Below are 18,508 nucleotides of genomic sequence, written 5' to 3' on the forward strand. Positions count from 1 at the left end.
ATGGTACAATTCATAATAATACCGTGTCTCACTGATTACTCGGTTACTTTGAAGTTAATGGAAGACCATGTTAATAAGGTAATTGATACTAATGAGCCGGAAATTGTTTATTTAGTTGAGCATTCGGAAGTATATACAGCCGGTACTAATTACAACTCAGAAGAAGTATTAGATTTTGGTGACATTCCGGTAATTTACACAGGACGTGGCGGTAAATTTACTTTTCATGGACCGGGTCAGCGTGTTATTTATCCAATTCTTAATTTAGCCTTACCAAATCGCCACAAAGATTTAAAGCTATATATAAAAATGCTTGAAAAATGGATTATAAATAGCTTAAATTATTTTGGAATTAAAGCATATATTATTAAAGATAAAGTAGGAATTTGGGTAAAAGTAAGGAAAGATGAATTTGCTAAAATTGCTGCAATAGGTGTTAGAGTAAGAAAATGGGTTACATATCACGGTGTAGCTATAAATATTTCAACAGATTTAAGTAAGTTTAGTGGGATTATTCCTTGTGGACTTGAAAATTCTTTAGTAACATCTTTAAATCAGTTAGGAATTCATATTGAAATGTCTGAATTTGATAAAATTATTCAAACTGAATTTAATAAAATATTTAAATGATCAGAAAATTTTTACTCACAATTTTAGCAATTTTTGCTCTTTGGATTGTTGGTTTTGGTTATTATTTATATTTAATAAATTCTTATAAGTTTAATAGTAATACCACTAATGCAATAATAGTATTTGCAGGAGGGGGACATAAAATTGAAACCGGTATTGCAATGCTTAAGGCAGGCTATGCCCCTATATTATTTATTACCGGTATAGAATCTACAGGGCAATTAAAAAATTTGCTAAAAGAACATAGCGTAATAGAACAGCAAGTAATACTTGCTCCGAATAAAATAATGTCTGAAGAAGATAATATTAAGAAAGCGGTTGATTTTATTGTAACTTACAATCTTACTTCAATAATTTTAGTAGAGCATAATTATAATATGCCTTTTATGCTAAATAAGCTTGAAAAAGCGATTCCTTCTTCTAATACTATCTATATAGTACCATATCCTGTTTTTCCAAACAAAAATATATTAAAATCCTATCATCGTTATTTAATGAGTATACTCGTTTAATTTGAAAATTAGCTACGTTGTTTCTTGCTGATAATCCTCACGTACTAGTATGTACGCTGCGGTTATCATCTTCAAGACGCTTTACTCTTTTCTAGTACAATATTTTAGAACGGCTACGCCAAATAATGCAGAGATTAAAGAGCCTATTATTACTGCAGCTCTCATAGAGTTTGAAGGACAACTACTCTCAAACGTAATACTACCTATAAATAAACTTAGGGTAAATCCAATTCCTCCAAGTATAGCTATAGAATAAAATTTTAACCATGAAGTATCACTTGGCAAATTACAGAGTTTAAATTTTACAAATGGATATGAAAATAGCATAATACCTAATTGCTTACCTACAAATAAACCAAATATTATCCATTAACAGGTATAAAAAGTGCTATAATGGTTCCGCATAAAGTACCGTGAATACCTGACTCCACCATACTAATCCATAATAATAAACCTACAATTATATAATAAAATAATTGTTTAACTTGTCGATAATTCAATATAAACAAGATGAATATAATTACAGAGGAAATTAGTAATGCCGGAGTATTGATTGTTTTAATATAAAACAAGGCTAGTATAGCATCGTCAATTAATGAGAAACCTATAATAAAAGCTCGTAATTCTAAAGATATATGTCGGCTGAAAAAGGATAAAATACCAAGGACAAAAGCAGTATCAGTTGCTATAGGAATAGCCCATCCTTTTATTAATCCCAGTTTATCATAATTAAAAAACATATACATTAGGGCAGGAACTACCACACCTCCAACCAAGGGCTGCCGCCGCAGGTAATATTAGTTTTTTTATTTTTATATTCACCTTCTACTAGGTGAAATTTCATCTCTAAACCTATTAATAAAAAGAAGAAAGTCATGAGACCGTCATTAACTAACTCTATAAAAGTTGTTTGTAAACTTACATTTCCTATTGTTAAAGAAAATTTACTGTAAATAAAAGAAGAATAATATTTTGCTAGGAAAATATTATTGCTGACAATTATTGCTAAAGTAAAAGCAATAATTAATAATATACCGGCAAAAGTGCCTGATTTAATTAATTCTCTTAACTGGTTATTTATACTCATGATTTTAATATTAGGCTCATAATAATAAGTTATTTAAATTCATTAAGAAAGTCAAAAATCTATATAAATCCACAGCAATAATTTATTTTTTAGTGAGATAAAAAGTTGTTTTTTGTACTTTTATAAGCTTGTATAATAAGTGTAAGAAGATATAATTATTAATTACAAAATAAAAATATCTAAGCAATTCTTATGTTAGTAGAACAGCAAACCGAATGGATTATCAGCAATAACCTTGTAAATAAGGGATGGTATATAGATAATGATACTAAAAAGAATGTTTATTTCCAAAAACCAAAATCAAAAATAGAACAGACAAGATTAAACGGAAAAAGACCGGATTATATCTTATATGGAAAGTAATATTGATAAACCTATTGCAATAATAGAAGCAAAAAAAACAGGAGTGGATTTAAGGCAAGCTTTGGATCAAGCTGCGGAATATGCAAAATTGCTTGATGTACCTATAGTGTTCGCAATGAACGGAGCTTACTGCGAAGCTCGTTTTGTTTCAAATAATAAAGAGCTTATATTAAACGATGATGAAGTAAGGGAATTACTGCGTGAAAAAGAATTATTAGCTTTTTTAGAAGCAAACAGTAATGAAGCTTGGACTATACCGAAAGAAGTTAAAGTATCCCGTGAAGAATTAATATCAATATTTAAAAACTTGAATAATCTTTTAAGAAGTGAAGGGCTCCGAGCAGGAATAGAAAGATTTAGTGAGTTTGCAAATATATTATTCTTAAAATTATTAAGCAAAAACAACGAAAAATCTTGGTGGAATAATATCAAAGCACAATCAAACGATGATATTATTGGTTACATTAATAGCTATGTTATAGAACAAATTAAGAATAAATACGGTGGTGATGTTTTTACGCCTATTTCTCTAAGTAATTCCAATACTCTTCGTCATATTATTGATGCAATCGATCCTCTCATTTTATCTACAATCGATACGGATATAAAAGGTGATGCATTTGAGTATTTCCTAGAAAAAACCACATCAACAGAAAATGATTTAGGTGAATATTTTATCGTTAAAACCATTATTAATTTGGTTGATCCTAAATTTAAAGAAACAATTTATGATCCTTTTTGCAGTACCGGTGGGTTCTTAACTGAAGCTTTTAATTATATCAAAGAAAATAATATAATTAATACCGATGAAGATTTAGAAAAATTAAGATTTAATACATATTATAACGGCATTGCAAAAAATAACGGTGATGCTGCTTGTGTTTTGCATTGCCTGCAAAATTTAAAAGAGGGTGGTAGAATGGCATTGGTAGTACCTGAAGGGTTCTTATTCAGAAAAACACCGCTGCTGTTCGTCAATTTTTACTATCAAAAGCAAAGTTGCAACTCGTTATCTCTTTACCGCAAGGTACTTTTTTACCTTATACGGGAGTAAAAACGTCAATACTTTATTTTACCGATGCACATAAGCCAAATAATCAAAAAGAATATTGACGTTACTCTAGACAATAAAAAAAGAAAAATGGTTGGTATAAATGATTTAAATAAAATTGATTCCTCAGACATTAGTAAGGTAGATAAAAATCCTGATTTAAAAACTAATATGTTTGAACTTGGATTTGAAATTATAGATTTAAAGAAAATAAAGAATAATGGGTATAACTTAGTAGGTAATCATTATAGAGAAGCGATAAAAAAGGAAAAGTTTACTTTGGTAAAGTTATCGAAAATATGTCATATATATAATGGTTCAACCCCTTCAAGAAAAGAACAAAAATATTGGTATAATATACCTTGGTTTACCTTAGAAGATTTGGAAAATGGGGAAAACGTTTAAAACTAAACAATTTAATTACAGAAAAAGCCTTAGAAGAAACTAGTGTAAAATTATTACCTACTAACACTATATTACTATCTTGTACAGCAACAATAGGCAAAGTTGCTTTTTCTAAAATACCGCTTACTACTAATCAACAAATAAATTGGTTAGTTATTAAAGAGGAATATGCAGATCAAATTTTACCAAAATTCTTATTTTACACCTGTAAGTCATTAGAACAAAAGTTATTAGATATTTGTACAACCCAAACAACTAAATATATATCCATTACTAAATTAGACGAAATTGCAATTTTTCTTCCACCTATTGAAGAACAGCAAAAAATTGTTGAGGAGTTGGATAGTTATCAAAAAATAATAGATGGGGCAAAACAGATAATAGATAATTGGAAACCCAGTTTTGAAATAAATAAACAATGGAAAATAAAATTGGTGACATTTGTAATAACAAAGTGCAGTATGGTCTTTCACAAGACATGAATATAGAGGGTGAAGGGTAAAAATACTTAGAATGGGAAACTTACAAAAGGGATTATTAGAGTTTACAGATATAAAATATGTTAAAATTGATAAAGAAACTTTTAGACAATTTAAACCTAATAAAGGGGATATTTTATTCAACAGAACCAATAGTTTTGAATTCTATATTTGAAGCAGAGTCAGAATATTGCTTTGCCTCTTATTTGATAAGAATAGTTGTCAACCAAGAAAAAATACTGTCTAAATTTTTAAATTTATATATGAATACTGATTTATTTCAAAAAAATCTTAAAAATTATGCTAAACAATCTAATAATCAAGCAAACATAAATGCTCAGATACTTTTAGCACAAAAAATCCCTCTTCCTTCTCTTTTAATTCAAGAAGAGATTATTGCAGAGTTAGAACATGAAAGAAATATAATTGAAGCAAATAAAGAAACCATAAAGCTTTTTGAAAACAAACTAAAAACCAAATTAAATTCTCTTTGGCAATAATTGATGTACATTAACTACTTAAAAGATTTGATTGGTTTTAAGTCTGTAACTCCTGAGAGCGATGGGGCTATTGAGTATGTTGATGATTTGCTTAAAAAACACGGCTTTAAGACCGAAATAAAAATATTCGGCGATTCTAAAAGCGAGCAAGTCACTAACCTTTATGCTGTTTTCGGTAGCAATGAGCCTAATATTTGCTTTGTTGGGCATGTAGATGTAGTGCCGGCAGGCAATCATAAGCTTTGGCATAATGCGAGTCCATTTAAGTCTCATGAGCAAGATGGAAAGATATACGGCAGAGGTGCGGTGGATATGAAAGGGGCTATAGCGTGCTTTCTAGCTGCCGGTTTAGATTTTATAAAAAATAATACCGATTTTAAAGGTTCCGTTAGTTTCTTACTTACTAGTGATGAAGAGGGAAAAGCAAAACATGGTACTAAAGAAATGCTGCAATATATTCGTAATCAAGGGCATAAAATTGATTTTGCCGTTGTCGGTGAACCCACTTGTGAAAAAGAAATAGGCGATACAATTAAGATCGGCAGAAGAGGAAGTGTTAACTTTAAATTAAATATAGAAGGTTTAGCAGGGCATGTAGCTTATCCTCATAAAGCAAATAATCCGTTGCATTGCTTAATAAGAATATTGAACGAGTTAACAAATATAAAACTTGATCAAGGGACTAGACCTCTTGGGAAACTCGCTTATAGGGAGGAATTTGAAGGAGACACGGAACGCAGAACCGCAGCGTACACAAGCGTACGTGAGGATGCGAGTACCGAATCGACGTACAAATTACCCCTAGAAGTAGAGTTTCCCAAGAGGTCTAATGAATTTTTTCAAAGCTCTAACCTTGAAGTAACGAATATCGATGTCGGTAATAATACTTTAAATGTAATTCCGGCAAGTACAGAAGCATTTTTCAATATACGTTTTAATAATTTACATAGTGCAGAAACTTTAGCAAAACAGATAGAAGAAATTATTAAACAGAATTGTAAAGAATATAAAGTAGATTATAAGTTAGAATATAGTAGTTCTGCTGAAAGTTTTATTCAGAATCCTAGAGATAAAATAAAAGAATTTGCTAAAGTAGTAGAGCATACGCTTAAAATAAAGCCTGAATTCTCTACAAGCGGCGGTACGTCGGATGCAAGATTCGTCAAAAATTATTGTCCGTTAGTAGAGTTCGGTTTATTATCCGAAACGGCGCATAAAATAAACGAATACACAAAAATTAGCGATTTACAAAAATTATATGATGTGTATTATAATTTTTTGATGGAAATACTTTGATGTCATTCCCGCAGAGGCAGGAATGACATCGAATCCATGCAACAATGCCTTACGGTAACGACATTACTATATGCGGATGTGATGAAACTGGTAGACATGCAAGATTTAGGTTCTTGTGCCGCGAGGCGTGGGGGTTCAAGTCCCTTCATCCGTACCACTTAAATTTTCTCATAAAAAATAACATAAAATTTTTATGCAGCAATTTAGTATTTATCAAACAAGCGATGAATTACTTCTAAAATCGATATTGCTTCTGATAGAAAAATGCTATCACTCTGATCTTAAAAGCGTGATATTAACTGCAGATGCAGATCACCAAGAAATGCTCAATAAAAATCTTTGGACTTATTCACGTAAGCAATTTATACCTCACGGTAGTAAGCTTGATCCACAGCCTGAAAAACAGCCGATTTATATTACCGATGAGTTACAAAATCCTAATAATGCTAGTGTGCTTGTTATTATTTCGCCTACGGATGTAGGAAAAATTTTACAAGCAAAAGAGTATATAAGAGTTTTCAAAAGGATAATTATAATAACCGATTTACCGGAAGATTTAAAAGAATTAACAGTTAAAATAAATAAATTTACCGGACAGGAAAACAAAATTGATTGTTTTACTCAAAATCCTCGTGGAACTTGGAATAAAGTAGTCTAATAAATTTATATTCTTTTACGTACATATAAATATAATCCGATCATTAAGGCAATAACCAAATTGGAATAACAAGCAAAAATAAAATCTAGATTTTTTGAGGCAAAATTTTGCAATATAAAATGAATTGAAGTAACTAGCAATACTGTTAAGGCAGAAAATAATACCGGCATAAAAGTTGTCTTTTTGCTATAAGGATATCTCAAAAAAACTGCAAGAGCTAAAAAAGGTAATACAAAATTATATAAAGGCCAAATTATTCTTTGATGTGCTTCAGCAATTAATTTAATTTTTTTAGTAATAGCTAAATCATGAGGAGGGGCAAGTAATTCGCTTATATAATATTCGTTTGCTTCTTTATTATGTTTAGTTCTTTGTGATACTAAAGGATTATCATTTTGTAGTTTTATCATTAAAGAATCGAAAGTTAACTGAGTTAAATTACCGTTTACGTCATATTCTTGTCTTATGCCTTTATTAAGTTCAAAAATCGGGCTATTATCATATATATTAAGAGTACCTGAACCCGCAAATACTACTGATGGGTTATCAGCGTTGCGATTATCAAATATTATTACGCCGTTCATAATATTCCCTGCTGATTTTTTATCTATAAAAACAGTGATATCTTTCGTTACTTTATTAAAAGTTTTCTCTTCAATCATACTTGATATATAATTATTCTTTATAAAGCTTAAACGTGATTTTAAGTTTATATGAGATAACGGCAGGATGATAGAAGATATATAATAAGCAAGTAGCATAACTATTAATGCGACATATAAAGCAGGCAATGCTAGCTGTACATTATTAACTCCTGAAGCTTGTAATATAATTAATTGTCGCTCGACTTTTAAATTATTATAGATATAGATCACGGCAATAACCGTTATTACCGGTAACAGAATAAATAATAAAGTAGGAAGTACTAAAACTATTAAACTGAAGAAGTCCATAACTTTTATACCTTTATCAAATAAATATAAAAGTTTTAATATTTGCGTTATCCATACTATACTAGTCACTGAAAAAGTAACGACTATAAGCAGCGGTAAGATATTTTTTATAAAGTATTTTCGGTATAGTAGCATAATGTTTATTTGATTTTTTGATGTCATTCTCGTTTGGCATTGTTGCGTAGACCGGTAAAATCCACTGTGTCACCTAGTTCGCTTGACCACGGGGTCCATAAAAACAATAAAAAATACTAATAATTTTAGTATTTTTAACTGGATCCCGTGGTCAAGCCACGGGATGACACAGAGGTGAAATTGATCCACGCAACAATGCCTTCTCGTTTTTAGCTAGGAGCGACATCAAACGCTTTTCAAAAACTGTTCAGTACTATGGATGGTTAGATGGGTTTTGTGGGAACTCGTTCCCGGTTCATTTCAAAATAATTAAAAACCAAGTTCACTGTGTGAACCTAATCGTATTAACTCCAATGTGTCAGCATTGGGTTTTCTATAAATTAATACTAAATCCGGTTTAATATGACAATCTCTACAATCTTTTCAATTACCTATAAGGGCATGATCTCTCATGTGTATAGGTAATGTTATATCAGTAACCAAGTTACCTAACTGCTTTCAGTAAAATATCATCCAAATTTATTCCATGTTTTCTACGTTTTTCACGTTTATAGTCACGTTTAAACTTTGCAGTACGTTTAATCGTTCTCATTTAAATCAGATAACAAATTATTGATATTACCAACATGAACTAATTTGTCGCTTCTTGCAGCTTTCATAGCTTTAATTGTTTTATCATTTGGGATAAGCGGCTCAAACGGCAATGCTTTTTCACGAGCAACACGAAATAACAGCATACGAACAGCATCAGATAAAGTAAGTCCCATAGCAGCAAGCACTAAAGCTGCTTCTTCTTTCACGTCTTCATTAATACGGGCTCGCACAATAGAATCAGCAGACATAAAAATCTTCTTTCAATAATGTGGCTACATTGTAGCACGCATATTAAAAACTTTCAAGATTAAAAACCAAGTTTTTTATATATTTTTTCTTAATTACTGCCTCATTAATGAAAATCCCCGATCTTTCTTATTATATTATTTGCAAAGACTCGATAAATTAATTTACCTATCAATATTGTTATAAATGCAATAATAATGCCGTAGATTATATCACTTGGGTAATGCATGGCAAGGCTTATGCGAGATAATGACACGAGTATAATAACACAAATCATTAAGATTTTTAATGGTAATTTAATATAATCCCAAATAAAATACGTTACTAAAACGCTAAGAGCTGCGTGGCTGCTTGGAAAGCTTGAAAAGCATCTTTCGTTTGCAGTATTTATTACGGTCATGAAACTATCCACAGGAAGACTGCAATAAGGGCGAGGGAAATTAACTGAAAATTTAAGAGCGGTAAAAATTAAACCGAATACCCCGTATATTATACCGATTTCAACTAATTTATTATAACCGTGCCAAAATTTATTTTGCCGTTCATTATCATTTTTAATTTTCTTTAATTGAATATAAAAATATATACAGTATAAAATATATATTAAGGCGAAATTAGCGATATTAAAACAAAACGAAATTATTTTTAAAAAATAAGGTATTAGACCAATGTTAGTAATGTTATTCAAAAATAAGAATATTCCTTGATTTAAGCCACAAAAATTATAAAAAACTTCAAACATCATTTTGAATATTTATGTTACAAGTAACAATACTTGGGTGTGGAGCATCTATAGGCGTACCGGTGATCGGGTGCGATTGCAGTATATGCACATCTTCTTCAAAGTACAATAAAAGGACTAGATCAGCAATATATATTAAAGATGAAAATAGTCAAATATTAGTTGATTTCGGTTTTGATATTAGAAATCAACTATTACGAGAAAAGATAAATAAGCTCGATTGTGCTATATTAACACATTATCATTCCGATCACGTTAACGGCATCGATGATTTACGGGTATTTACTTTTATGCAAGATAAGCCATTCGAAATCTATACAGATCACGATAGTGCGGCAAAGCTCCATACAAAATTTGATTATCTATTTAATAATAAATTATTTAAGCTTGGGCGACTATTCACAACTCAATCTGTCAGTTTTTTTGATAAAATTAAGATTAATACTATCGAAATACAATTTTTTAGACAGAATCACGGCCCTATAGATAGCTTGGGCTTACGTATAGGTGATTTTGTTTATTCGTCCGATGTAATCGATTTTCTGCCTGAATCAGAAAAATTTTTAAAAGATATAAAAATATGGATATTAGATTGTATGGATTATAAATCAAATCCGAATCATGCAGGGCTTGATAAAGTTCTAGAATGGCGTGAAAAATATAAACCTGAGCAGATATTATTAACCAATATGAGACACACGATAGATTATCATGAGATTACGAAAATGCTTCCAAATAACGTTAAGCCGCTTTATGACGGTTATAAATTTACGGTCTAGTTTATGATTATTTTAGAAAAAGTCTGTAAGCGTTACGGCAAGAATTACGCAATTAAGAATATTGATTTAAGTTTTACTACTAAGGAAACTACTGTAATAATCGGTCCTTCGGGAAGCGGTAAAACTACTCTGCTTAGAATTTTAAATAATTTAGAAGAACCAAGTAGCGGTACTTTTTTGGTAGACGGGAAGAAGCTATTACCTAAAGATAGGAGAAAGCTTCGCTTAAAAGTCGGTATGGTTTTTCAAAATTTTAATCTCTTTCCGCATTTAACGGTAGGAGAAAACCTAATCTATACGCCGGTAAATGTTTTAAATTTGCCAAAAGAACAAGCAATTTCTATGGCAAAGGAATTACTTGCAAAATTTAAGCTAACGCAAAAATTTGACTCATATCCGGCAAGCCTATCAGGAGGGCAAAAACAACGTATAGCAATAGCAAGGGCTTTAATGATGAAGCCGGAAATTTTGTTATTCGACGAACCGACTTCGGCACTCGATCCTGAAAATATTAAAGATGTTATAGAGAATATAAATTTATTAAAAGATCAAATGAGTATGGTAGTAGTCACGCACCATTTGAAGTTTGCAAAATTAATAGCGGATCGTGTTATTTTTATGGATCAAGGGCAGATTTTAGCAAACCAGCCTGCCGAGGATTTTTTTAGTAAACCGGCATCGCATCGAGCTAGGTTGTTTTTAGAGAATATAGGCGATTTAATGTGATTTTCTTGATATAAAATTATAGCCTATAATTAGTATTTAATTTAGTATTAATTATAGTTATACTCGATGAACTTGAAAAATTGGCTATGTCGTCTAATAAGTTCTGCAGTGCTTACGTATTAAGTATATGCTCCGCTCCTCGGCTTACAGACCGATTACTCTTTTCCAAGTTGATCTTTCGTATAACTTTCTTCGTTTACTTGGAGTCTAATAATGGAACATATTTATGCAAATCTAACAGTTAGTATATCAGAATTTAAAAAAAGCCCTACTGCATTATTGGATAAGGCAAGCGGTGAGCCTGTTGCCTTATTAAATCATAATAAACCGACTGCTTATCTAATTCCGGCTGAATTATATGAGCAAATTATTGAAGCTTTAGATGACAAATATTTATTAGAGCTTGTTACTATTAGATTAAAAGATAAAGAAAAAGCAATAGCGGTTAATTTAAATGATTTATAAGTTAGAATTTATTCCGGTTGCTAAAAAAGAATGGGATAAATTAGGCTCTACAATAAAAGAACAGTTTAAAAAAAGTTATTAGAGAAACTTAAAACACCTCATGTATCCAAAGATGCAATAAACGGTGGAAATAACTTATATAAAATAAAGTTGAGATCAGTCGGTTATCGACTAGTATATGAAGTAGATGATAAGCGTATAATAGTACTTGTACTTGCTATTGGAAAAAGAAATCGGAATGAAGTATATAGCAAATTATTCTCTCGTATTTAACTTCTTAGTATCATACTTGTAAATGAAAATAATATCACCATATGAATAAAAAACTTATCCTATTTTTTAGTATAATGTTACTATTATCACATCGTACAGTTTTGGCACAGACACGAGTAGAATTAACGCAAAAACTAAAAAGTTTTATTAAAAAGCTTGAATTGCAAAAAGACGAATTACAAGGAGGAGCAATTGCAATTTTATACAAAGGTGAGATTATTTATAAAACAACGTTTGGAAATCAGAAAGGTAATAGCGGAGTTATTACGGATAAAACTTTATTTCCGTTAGCATCGGTTTCAAAAGCTGTTTCAGCAACGGCAATTGCATTAATGGTAGATCAAGGAAGTTTAGATTTTGACGAAAAATTCAAATTACCATACTTAAAAAATGCTATTAGTCTTAATAATATTTTAAGCCATACAACAGGTTATCAATTCTCAGGAAACATTGAAATTGAGCAAGGAATGAGTCGCTCAAAGCTTTTAACGCTGCTAAAAAACAACAAGCTAGTTGTAAACCCGGACAATGTTATAAATATAGTAACACTGTTTTCAGTTTGCTTGAAGAAGCTTTAAATTGTAAAAAATCAAGTTTAAATGCTGCATAGATAATTTGTGTACAACACTTAAAACGTAAGATATACAAATATTACCGCTAGAGCCGAATGTACAACTTGCTTATCCGCATTCTAAAGCATAATAGACGGACAAGATTGCTGCCGCCGTTTCCGCCTTACTATCCAAAGACGGTACCTGCATCTGCCGGTATTTTTGCATCAATAGATGGAATTATTGAAACTTAGTTTTGGTTATAAACCGAATCTTATTTCTAAAAGTACTTTAGATCGTATGTATAAAACAGTAAAATCAAACAAAGATGTTTTTGGATTTAAATGGCAACTGGTTTGGCCTATTGATCAAAAATGATCGAGTCATATTATGCTCTTGGATGGCGTATTCTTAAAGTAAAAGGACGCTCAAATAAGGATTTAATTTTTCACTCAGGCTATATTAACGGTATTAATTCTTTTATTGGTTTTATAACGTCAGAAGAACTTGGAATTATTATTCTAGTGAACCAAGAAGGTAGTTTTCCACTTAAAAATGGGCTGGGATTTTGGTTTGATTATATAGATTAAATTATATACTCAGATAGAACTTCGTATACCTATTCTTTATTTACTTGTAGTATATTATATGAATAAAAAACTTATAAAACTTATTTTTATAATTTGCAGTACCGTAATTGTAAGCGGTTTATTATACAAATATATCAATCAACATTATCCAAAATTTTTTAAAGAACCGCAAAATATAGGGAGTTTTTGTGCGTCGTTATTAATATTATTTAGTATAATTTACAGTACTATTAGCCAAAATGAAATACGCAGATTTTGTTTGCAATTAGCAATGTGGGCAGCAATTTTCTTGGTTATAATAACCGGTTATGCTTTTAGGTTTGAGCTGAGCTACGCTTATCATAGAGTAATGTCTGCTTTAATTCCATCATATAAATGGTCTACTGAAGTCGGAGAAATTATTATAGCCCGTAGCGGAGACGGACATTTTTATATCAATGCTTTTGTAAATAACGTTAAAATAAAATTTATGGTAGATACCGGTGCAAGTGATATAGCTTTGACTAAAGAAGATGCCCAAAAATTAGGCTTTGACTTAACTAAATTAAAATATACTAGAACTTATCTAACAGCTAACGGCGAAAATAAAGCTGCCCCTATAACCTTAAATAGTGTAGTAATCGGTACGGAATTTAAGAACATCAAAGGACATGTAGGTCTTGGTGACCTTGATATTTCACTGCTTGGTATGTCGTTACTTGAGCGTTTCAAAGGTTTCAGGATTGATAAGGATTTATTGATCTTGAATTATTAGACTTCCTGCATAACTTGCTTCTAAGGGCAATTTGTACGTCGATCCTAATCCCTCATCCATCACGTATGTCTATGGCGGCAAGTGCTTCCGTGTATCCTTTAAATTCCTCTCTATAAACTGCTTTGGGAAGATGTCTATTTTTTACAAATTTCTCTTTATTAAGAAATAGTTAAATTATTAACTATTTCTTGACCTTTATATCAAAAAGTGCTAACATGCCTTTTTTAAATAAAAGGGGTTTATGTATAAATCTAAATATGACGAAAACGATTTCAAAATCAATTTGTTTAATGCTATTTACAATGAAGACATTAAGAAAGTCAAAGAACTTGTCAATAATAAGATGGCTGTTTCTAATGAGTTTGCAGCAATACCACTAAATGAACACGATGATACACCTCTGCATATGGCTTCTATTCTAGGTAAGGAAAATATAGTTAAAATGCTACTTAAGGTAAGAGCTAATCCTAATTGTATGGATGATATAGGCTATACTCCTCTACGTATAGCTTGTAGTTTGGGCAATAAAAATATAGTTAACATAACCCCGATTATGGATAAGGAATAGAGAGGAAGGAAGGTTGCAAGAGTTATTAAACCTTATATAAATAGGGCACTGAAGGAATAAAATAAAGGTTTAATAACATGTGTAAATATACTACAATATTTTGTATAGTAGATAAATTTTGTAAAATTTATGAGAAATGGGTAAAACATCAATTGCTGAAAAGTAATAAGCAAAGATTTAGAGAAGGTAAGCTTTCCTTAAGTGAAGAACTCTCAATAATGATTTTTACCATTTTAGTGCATATAAACATTTAAAAGCTTATTACCAAAACTTTATTATTAATGGTAATTTGTTCAGGAATCCACCTTGTTATGAGAGATTTGTTCAGCTTATTCCTTCATTATTTCTGCCATTGATTGTGATGTTACATTACTTAAGTGGGAAAAGAACGGGAATTTATTATGCAGATTCCACACATTTTGCAGTATGTAAAAATATCAGAATTAATTCTAACAGAACTTTTAATAATCTTGCAAAAAGGGGACGTAGTTCTGTCGATTGGTTTTTTGGATTCAAGCTTCATATGATAATCAATGATAAGGGAGAAATTATTGCTGTTAAAATTACCAAAGGTAATGTTGATGACAGAATTGCATTTGAAGCAATGGTTATCAAAAAGGTCTAAAAGGTAAGTGTTATGATGATAAGGGGTTTATTTCAGAAAAAATGTTTACAAAACTTTATAAGCAAGGTTTAATAAAAATTACCGGAATAAGAAAGGATATGAAAAACTATTTATTACCTCTTTTGGATAAAATCCTTTTAAGGAAGAGATTCATTATCGAAACCATTTTTGGCTACATAAAAGAGAATTTTAATATTACTCCTTCCAGACATCGATCACCTATTAATTTCTTTACTTCTCTATTCTCTGCTCTTATTGCTTACCAACTTAAACCTAATAAACCATGTATTTCTTATCCATAATCGGGGTAGATATAGATAACTGGCTTGTGAGTTACAATAATGCAAGACCTCATTCCGGTAAACATTGCTTTGGTAAAACACCAATGCAATCTTTTACAGATTCACTTTATATTGCTAAAGATAAAAATATTGGTAATATAGAGAGAATATCAGACAATTTGATGATTGCCCATCAAGCTGCCTGATTACTCAACTCTGTCAGATTAAGTCGTAACTTGTACACTTAATACGTGAGAACTGCAGCTCTTGTAGGATGCGTAGCCAATTTTTGAAGTTCATAGAGTATACAACTCAAATCCCTAAAGTATCTCTATAAAGTTCAAGCATAGCATCCTGCTCGGCAAGTTTATCTTTATCCAATTTCTTTAGTTTCAATATAGATTTCATAGCTTTAACATCAAATCCATGTGAAGAAGCATCTTGGAAAATATCTTTTACTTCTTGAGATAAATCAGCTTTTTCTTGTTCTAATCTTTCTATTTTGCTTATATATTGTTCTAATTGTTCTTTTACTACTACTTCTGACATAAAAAATCATTTAACCTTTTTGAATTTACTATATAATACAAATATAACTTTTATTCAATAAAATATATAATAATGCAAATTTATCCTTTAAGACTTTTACCTAATAAAATCGATTTTGATTTTATGAATTTTAAAAAAGTCAGCTACACTTTCTCAATTATTTTATCACTCATTAGCTTTATTTGGATCGGTATATATAAATTTAATTTCGGTATTGATTTTGCCGGCGGTATACTTATTGAAGTAAGGCTTGATCAAGCTCCTGATTTGCCAAAAATGCGTGGGGTTCTAGGCGAGCTTGGAATAGGTGAGGTGGTCTTACAGAATTTCGGTAGTGAGCGTGATTTATCGATTAGATTCGGTAGTAGTAGCGAAGAAAATCTCATGAAAAATATTGAGTTAATTAAAGCATCTTTGCAAAGTAATTTTCCGTATAAGTTTGAATATCGTAAGGTAGATTTTGTTGGTCCGCAGGTGGGTAGACAGCTAATAGAAGCAGGGGCTATGGCGATGCTGTTCTCTTTCTTAGCGATTATGGTTTATATTTGGGTGCGTTTTGAGTGGTATTTCGGTCTTGGTATACTTATCGCCTTAGTGCATGACGTAATACTTGCTCTTGGGTTTATGAGTATGATAAAGCTTGATTTTAACTTAAGTACTATTGCTGCAGTGTTAACTATTATAGGTTATTCCGTTAATGATTCGGTAGTAATATATGATAGGATTAGAGAAAATTTACGTAAATATCATAAAAAAAATATCACGGAAATTATAAATTTAAGTATTAATGAGACTTTATCAAGAACTATTTTAACGGTAATTACCACGTTACTTGCCAATTTAGCTCTTATTCTTTTTGGCGGTGAGGCAATCCGTAGTTTTAGCGTACTTGTATTTTTTGGGATAATAGCCGGTACTTATTCCTCGATTTTTATCTCTGCTCCGATACTTACAATGTTTGTTAATAGGAAGTTTAATAAAAAAGTAATAGAAAGGTAATGAATCATCATTGCGAGCAGCCGTAGGCTGCATGGCAATCTCAGGATTTTGGCACGAGATTGCTTCGTCAAAATTTTCAATTTTTCCTCGCAATGATGTTTTTAAGCCATAACGAGAATAGTTTATGCTAAAAGAAGAAGACAAAATTTTTACTAACCTACATGGGCAGCAAAGCCATGATTTGAAATCTAGCAAGAAGCGAGGCGATTGGGAGAATACTAAAGCTTTGCTTGATAAAGGTAGAGATTTCATCATTGAAGAGGTTAAGAAATCAGGACTTAGAGGGCGAGGCGGTGCCGGATTTTCTACCGGTATAAAATGGTCGTTTATGCCCAAAAATTCAGAGAAGCCTTGCTATTTAGTAGTAAATGCTGACGAGTCTGAGCCTGGTACGTGTAAGGACCGTGATATATTAAGGTTTGAGCCGCATAAATTAATAGAAGGTTGTTTGCTTGCAAGCTTTGCTATAGGAGCGAACGATTGTTATATCTATATTAGAGGTGAGTTTTATAATGAAGCCTCTAATATTCAGCGTGCCTTAGATGAAGCTTATAAAGAAGGGTTAATAGGAAAGAATGCTTGCGGTTCGGGCTTCGATTGTAATATTTATTTACATCGTGGGGCAGGGGCTTATATTTGTGGTGAAGAAACTGCATTACTTGAAAGTTTAGAAGGCAAAAAAGGCATGCCACGGCTTAAGCCGCCTTTTCCTGCCGGCTTTGGGTTATATGGCTGCCCGACTACTATAAATAATGTTGAGTCTATTGCAGTAGTGCCAACCATTTTAAGACGAGGAGCTAGCTGGTTTGCCGGTATAGGTAAACCTAACAATACGGGAACTAAGATTTTCTGCATATCAGGGCATGTTAACAAGCCTTGTAATGTTGAAGAAGCAATGGGAATCTCGTTAAAAGAATTGATTGAGAAATATGCCGGCGGTGTTCGAGGCGGTTGGGATAACCTTAAAGCCATAATCCCGGGTGGTTCTTCTGTGCCTTTACTTCCTAAGTCATTATGTGAAGTAGATATGGATTTTGATAGTTTAAGAACCGCAGGTTCCGGACTTGGTACAGGCGGTATTATAGTTATGGATAAATCTACCGATATTATTTATGCAATAGCAAGGCTTAGTAAATTTTACATGCATGAATCATGCGGGCAATGTACTCCTTGCCGTGAGGGTACGGGCTGGATGTGGCGAGTTATGATGCGGCTAGTTAAAGGTAATGCCAAAAAATCTGAGATAGACGAACTCCTTAACGTTACGAAAGAAATAGAGGGGCATACTATCTGTGCTTTAGGTGATGCGGCAGCTTGGCCGATTCAAGGGCTGATACGCCATTTTAGAAGCGAGATTGAGGAGAGGCTAAGAGTTAGCGTGGCTTGACTTTATCGTCATTGCGAGTGGGTCTTGTTGCGTGGATAGGATACCCAAACCGTCATGAGCTACGCAGCCCGTAGCGTAGGCGTTGTTGCAGAGTTGCCGATGTCATTCCCGCGTAGGCTTTGTTGCGTGGATCAATTTCACCTCTGTCATCCCGCGACTTGATCGCGGGATCCAGTTAAAAATACTAAAATTATTAGTATTTTTTATTGTTTTTCTGGATACCGTGGTCAAGCCACGGCATGACACTGAATGCGTTTTTCGATCCACGCAGGAATGACATCGGCAACTTTGCAGTAATAGTCTTCCACGA

The 18,508-nt window shown here is 31.9% G+C and carries 24 protein-coding genes, 1 tRNA gene and 7 pseudogenes; 24 read left to right on the forward strand and 8 right to left on the reverse strand.

Annotated features, from left to right (window positions below):
- Positions 1-630, forward strand: coding sequence for a lipoyl(octanoyl) transferase LipB (lipB, locus tag RMONA_RS02295; protein ID WP_023507466.1), 630 nt, complete (start codon positions 1-3; stop codon positions 628-630).
- Positions 627-1,142 (forward strand): YdcF family protein, encoded by a 516-nt coding sequence (locus RMONA_RS02300; RefSeq protein ID WP_023507467.1) that lies wholly within the window; start codon positions 627-629, stop codon positions 1,140-1,142. Before lipB ends, RMONA_RS02300 begins: the two co-directional genes overlap by 4 nt.
- 81 nt (positions 1,143-1,223) lie before the next feature.
- On the opposite strand, the pseudogene RMONA_RS10855 reads toward RMONA_RS02300, so the two are convergent.
- Positions 1,224-1,958: pseudogene (locus RMONA_RS10855) on the reverse strand (Na+/H+ antiporter NhaA).
- A gap of 40 nt (positions 1,959-1,998) precedes the next feature.
- Positions 1,999-2,229, reverse strand: a pseudogene (locus tag RMONA_RS10860) (Na+/H+ antiporter NhaA); the annotation flags it as partial.
- 192 nt (positions 2,230-2,421) lie between these two features.
- Here RMONA_RS10860 and RMONA_RS10165 point away from each other — a divergent pair.
- The 8 genes from RMONA_RS10165 (at position 2,422) to RMONA_RS02355 (ending at position 6,981) form a co-directional block, all read left to right on the forward strand.
- The gene (locus RMONA_RS10165; protein WP_023507471.1) at positions 2,422-2,592 is read left to right on the forward strand and encodes a hypothetical protein; all 171 of its coding nucleotides are present in this window, start codon (positions 2,422-2,424) and stop codon (positions 2,590-2,592) included.
- Positions 2,582-3,646, forward strand: a complete 1,065-nt coding sequence (locus RMONA_RS07945; RefSeq protein WP_023507472.1) for an N-6 DNA methylase — start codon at positions 2,582-2,584, stop codon at positions 3,644-3,646. Before RMONA_RS10165 ends, RMONA_RS07945 begins: the two co-directional genes overlap by 11 nt.
- Positions 3,647-3,670: 24 nt before the next feature.
- Complete coding sequence (locus RMONA_RS07950) at positions 3,671-4,048, forward strand: restriction endonuclease subunit S domain-containing protein (protein ID WP_023507473.1); 378 nt, start codon at positions 3,671-3,673, stop codon at positions 4,046-4,048.
- Complete coding sequence (locus RMONA_RS02330; protein ID WP_023507474.1) at positions 4,006-4,530, forward strand: restriction endonuclease subunit S; 525 nt, start codon at positions 4,006-4,008, stop codon at positions 4,528-4,530. The genes RMONA_RS07950 and RMONA_RS02330 overlap by 43 nt, the downstream gene beginning before the upstream one ends.
- 86 nt (positions 4,531-4,616) lie before the next feature.
- On the forward strand, positions 4,617-5,027 hold the full coding sequence (locus tag RMONA_RS02335; RefSeq protein ID WP_157699815.1) for a restriction endonuclease subunit S: 411 nt from the start codon (positions 4,617-4,619) through the stop codon (positions 5,025-5,027).
- Positions 5,028-5,030: 3 nt separating this feature from the next.
- Entirely contained in the window at positions 5,031-6,323 is a 1,293-nt protein-coding gene (gene dapE / locus RMONA_RS07955; protein ID WP_023507476.1) for a succinyl-diaminopimelate desuccinylase, read from the forward strand.
- 72 nt (positions 6,324-6,395) lie between these two features.
- A tRNA-Leu gene (locus RMONA_RS02350) sits at positions 6,396-6,480 on the forward strand.
- Between the two features lie 36 nt (positions 6,481-6,516).
- Positions 6,517-6,981, forward strand: a complete 465-nt coding sequence (locus tag RMONA_RS02355) for a DNA polymerase III subunit chi (protein WP_023507477.1) — start codon at positions 6,517-6,519, stop codon at positions 6,979-6,981.
- Between the two features lie 5 nt (positions 6,982-6,986).
- Here the strand turns inward: RMONA_RS02355 and RMONA_RS02360 are convergent, their stop codons facing one another.
- The gene (locus RMONA_RS02360) at positions 6,987-8,069 is read right to left on the reverse strand and encodes an LptF/LptG family permease (RefSeq protein WP_023507478.1); all 1,083 of its coding nucleotides are present in this window, start codon (positions 8,067-8,069) and stop codon (positions 6,987-6,989) included.
- 36 nt (positions 8,070-8,105) lie between these two features.
- On the opposite strand from RMONA_RS02360, the pseudogene RMONA_RS11375 reads away from it, so the two are divergent.
- Positions 8,106-8,270: pseudogene (locus RMONA_RS11375) on the forward strand (tRNA lysidine(34) synthetase TilS); the annotation flags it as partial.
- Positions 8,271-8,378: 108 nt separating this feature from the next.
- Here the strand turns inward: RMONA_RS11375 and RMONA_RS11620 are convergent.
- From RMONA_RS11620 to RMONA_RS02370, 3 genes and pseudogenes are all read right to left on the reverse strand, one after another.
- The gene (locus RMONA_RS11620) at positions 8,379-8,471 is read right to left on the reverse strand and encodes a type II toxin-antitoxin system RelE/ParE family toxin (protein ID WP_082068292.1); all 93 of its coding nucleotides are present in this window, start codon (positions 8,469-8,471) and stop codon (positions 8,379-8,381) included.
- A 176-nt stretch (positions 8,472-8,647) separates the two neighbouring features.
- Positions 8,648-8,911, reverse strand: coding sequence for a type II toxin-antitoxin system RelB/DinJ family antitoxin (locus tag RMONA_RS02365; protein ID WP_023507480.1), 264 nt, complete (start codon positions 8,909-8,911; stop codon positions 8,648-8,650).
- A 93-nt stretch (positions 8,912-9,004) separates the two neighbouring features.
- Positions 9,005-9,651, reverse strand: a pseudogene (locus RMONA_RS02370) (phosphatase PAP2 family protein).
- Between the two features lie 14 nt (positions 9,652-9,665).
- Here RMONA_RS02370 and RMONA_RS02375 point away from each other — a divergent pair.
- The 11 genes and pseudogenes from RMONA_RS02375 to RMONA_RS02430 form a co-directional block, all read left to right on the forward strand.
- The gene (locus tag RMONA_RS02375) at positions 9,666-10,430 is read left to right on the forward strand and encodes an MBL fold metallo-hydrolase (protein WP_023507482.1); all 765 of its coding nucleotides are present in this window, start codon (positions 9,666-9,668) and stop codon (positions 10,428-10,430) included.
- A 3-nt stretch (positions 10,431-10,433) separates the two neighbouring features.
- Positions 10,434-11,156: an amino acid ABC transporter ATP-binding protein gene (locus RMONA_RS02380; protein ID WP_023507483.1), complete on the forward strand. Its 723-nt coding sequence runs from the start codon at positions 10,434-10,436 to the stop codon at positions 11,154-11,156.
- 213 nt (positions 11,157-11,369) lie between these two features.
- Positions 11,370-11,621, forward strand: coding sequence for a type II toxin-antitoxin system Phd/YefM family antitoxin (locus RMONA_RS02385; protein ID WP_023507484.1), 252 nt, complete (start codon positions 11,370-11,372; stop codon positions 11,619-11,621).
- Positions 11,622-11,714: 93 nt separating this feature from the next.
- Positions 11,715-11,894: pseudogene (locus RMONA_RS11625) on the forward strand (type II toxin-antitoxin system RelE family toxin); the annotation flags it as partial.
- Between the two features lie 41 nt (positions 11,895-11,935).
- Positions 11,936-12,472 (forward strand): serine hydrolase, encoded by a 537-nt coding sequence (locus tag RMONA_RS07300; RefSeq protein ID WP_023507486.1) that lies wholly within the window; start codon positions 11,936-11,938, stop codon positions 12,470-12,472.
- A gap of 347 nt (positions 12,473-12,819) precedes the next feature.
- On the forward strand, positions 12,820-13,035 hold the full coding sequence (locus RMONA_RS02405; protein WP_023507487.1) for a serine hydrolase: 216 nt from the start codon (positions 12,820-12,822) through the stop codon (positions 13,033-13,035).
- A gap of 58 nt (positions 13,036-13,093) precedes the next feature.
- Positions 13,094-13,789, forward strand: coding sequence for a TIGR02281 family clan AA aspartic protease (locus RMONA_RS02410; protein ID WP_008580673.1), 696 nt, complete (start codon positions 13,094-13,096; stop codon positions 13,787-13,789).
- A gap of 283 nt (positions 13,790-14,072) precedes the next feature.
- Positions 14,073-14,357 carry an ankyrin repeat domain-containing protein gene (locus tag RMONA_RS07970; RefSeq protein WP_242402829.1) on the forward strand — a complete coding sequence of 95 codons (285 nt, stop codon included), beginning with the start codon at positions 14,073-14,075 and terminating at the stop codon, positions 14,355-14,357.
- A gap of 361 nt (positions 14,358-14,718) precedes the next feature.
- Positions 14,719-14,982, forward strand: coding sequence for a transposase (locus RMONA_RS02420; RefSeq protein WP_046058374.1), 264 nt, complete (start codon positions 14,719-14,721; stop codon positions 14,980-14,982).
- A gap of 29 nt (positions 14,983-15,011) precedes the next feature.
- Positions 15,012-15,284 (forward strand): transposase, encoded by a 273-nt coding sequence (locus RMONA_RS02425; protein ID WP_046058373.1) that lies wholly within the window; start codon positions 15,012-15,014, stop codon positions 15,282-15,284.
- A gap of 8 nt (positions 15,285-15,292) precedes the next feature.
- Positions 15,293-15,469 (forward strand): annotated as a pseudogene (locus tag RMONA_RS02430) (IS481 family transposase); the annotation flags it as partial.
- Positions 15,470-15,575: 106 nt separating this feature from the next.
- Here RMONA_RS02430 and RMONA_RS02435 read toward each other — a convergent pair.
- Positions 15,576-15,812: a DUF2312 domain-containing protein gene (locus tag RMONA_RS02435; protein WP_004996682.1), complete on the reverse strand. Its 237-nt coding sequence runs from the start codon at positions 15,810-15,812 to the stop codon at positions 15,576-15,578.
- Positions 15,813-15,884: 72 nt separating this feature from the next.
- Between RMONA_RS02435 and secF the strand changes: the two genes are divergently transcribed.
- Positions 15,885-16,811 carry a protein translocase subunit SecF gene (gene secF / locus RMONA_RS02440; RefSeq protein WP_023507490.1) on the forward strand — a complete coding sequence of 309 codons (927 nt, stop codon included), beginning with the start codon at positions 15,885-15,887 and terminating at the stop codon, positions 16,809-16,811.
- Positions 16,812-16,935: 124 nt separating this feature from the next.
- The gene (nuoF, locus tag RMONA_RS02445) at positions 16,936-18,198 is read left to right on the forward strand and encodes an NADH-quinone oxidoreductase subunit NuoF (protein WP_023507491.1); all 1,263 of its coding nucleotides are present in this window, start codon (positions 16,936-16,938) and stop codon (positions 18,196-18,198) included.
- A gap of 114 nt (positions 18,199-18,312) precedes the next feature.
- Here the strand turns inward: nuoF and RMONA_RS07980 are convergent.
- Positions 18,313-18,478 (reverse strand): annotated as a pseudogene (locus tag RMONA_RS07980) (MFS transporter); the annotation flags it as partial.
- Positions 18,479-18,508 lie beyond the last annotated feature (30 nt).

Source organism: Rickettsia monacensis (assembly GCF_000499665.2).
GTDB lineage: Bacteria > Pseudomonadota > Alphaproteobacteria > Rickettsiales > Rickettsiaceae > Rickettsia > Rickettsia tamurae.